Raw genomic sequence first — 1429 nt, forward strand, 5'->3', positions numbered from 1 at the left:
GATAGTGTCCTGAAGGTTCTGCAAAAAGTTTTGGAGAGAGAACGGTCGTCGCGCTGAGGCGAAAGCGGCCATGGCACGCTGGTGACGTTACGATCACCGATTCCCGTGGAAGGGGAAGTGCCATGACCAATCGAGAAGTTAGACTGAGCAGAGGCGAGTTGAAAGCGTTGCTGTTGTCGGATGAGGACGGCTTTCGCCAGGCATTGCAGACTGTCGTGCAGGAGGTTCTTGAAGCCGAGATGACGGAGGCGATCGGGGCCGAGAAAGGGGAGCGGACGGCAGAGCGGACGAGTTACCGGTCCGGCTATTACGAGCGCAAGCTGGTGACGCGGGTCGGGGTGCTGGAGCTTCGCGTTCCGCAGGATCGGGCTGGCCGGTTCTCGACGGAGTTGTTTGAGCGCTACCAGCGCTCGGAGAAGGCATTGGTGTCGGCGCTGGTCGAGATGTACGTGCAGGGCGTCTCGACCCGCAAGGTGAAGGCGGTGACGGAGGAATTGTGCGGCCACTCCTTCTCGGCCTCGACGGTGAGCGAGGCGACGATGCGGCTGGATGAGGCGCTCAAGGCGTTCTTCACGCAGCGGCTCGCGGAAAGCTATCCGTATCTCATTTTGGACGCGCGCTACGAGCGGGCTCGCGAGGCGGGCGTGATCGCCAGCCAGGCGGTGCTGGTGGCGATCGGCGTGGATTGGGAGGGCCGGCGCCAGGTTCTGGGCGTGGAGCTGGCCAACCGGGAGAGCCATTCGAGCTGGCGCGAGTTCCTGACGGGGCTCAAGAATCGCGGGCTCGCCGGCGTCGAGTTCGTCGTCTCCGACGACCATCCGGGGCTCAGGGCGGCAATCCGCGAAGTGCTGCCCGAAGCGGTCTGGCAGCGCTGCTACGTGCACTTCCTCAGAAACGCGCTCGACTATGTGCCGCGCAAGGTCGACGACGATTGCCTGATGGAACTCAGATGGTTCTACGACCGGCGCGACCTCGCCGAGGTCAAACGCGACCTGGCGCAGTGGATCGCCAAATGGCAGGCCAAATACCCGAAGCTGGTCAACTGGGTGGAAGACAATATCGAGGAGACGCTGAGCTTCTATCGGCTGCCGCTAGCTCACCACAAGCACATGAAGTCGACGAACATGCTGGAGCGGCTGAACCAGGAGATCAAGCGGCGCACCCTGGTCGTTCGCATCTTCCCCAACCCACGGAGCTGCCTGCGGCTGGTTCGGGCGTTGGCGGTGGAGATCCACGAGAACTGGCTCGAGGCGACCCGCTATCTCAACATGGATCATCTGCGTGAGCACAAGAAGGAGAGCCTGAGGGCCTTGGCCGCCTGAGCACCGTCATGCGTCCGCCGCTCCGCTAAACACGGGAGCTGCGCGGCGGACACGCCGACGTCACAGCTACCGCCACGCCATTTTTGCAGAACTTGACGCACACAACT

At 62.8% G+C, this 1429-nt stretch carries 1 protein-coding gene; it reads left to right on the forward strand.

Annotation, left to right across the window (positions count from 1 at the left end; genetic code table 11):
* Positions 1-122 precede the first annotated feature (122 nt).
* Positions 123-1322, forward strand: coding sequence for an IS256 family transposase (locus NKJ90_RS33315; RefSeq protein ID WP_352487771.1), 1200 nt, complete (start codon positions 123-125; stop codon positions 1320-1322).
* Positions 1323-1429 lie beyond the last annotated feature (107 nt).

Source organism: Mesorhizobium sp. M0051 (assembly GCF_040323235.1).
In the GTDB taxonomy this organism is placed as follows: Bacteria; Pseudomonadota; Alphaproteobacteria; order Rhizobiales; family Rhizobiaceae; genus Mesorhizobium.

Coding starts and splice junctions, on each gene's coding strand:
- NKJ90_RS33315 (WP_352487771.1), top strand. CDS start 123: ATGACCAATCGAGAAGTTAGACTGAGCAGAGGCGAGTTGAAAGCGTTG.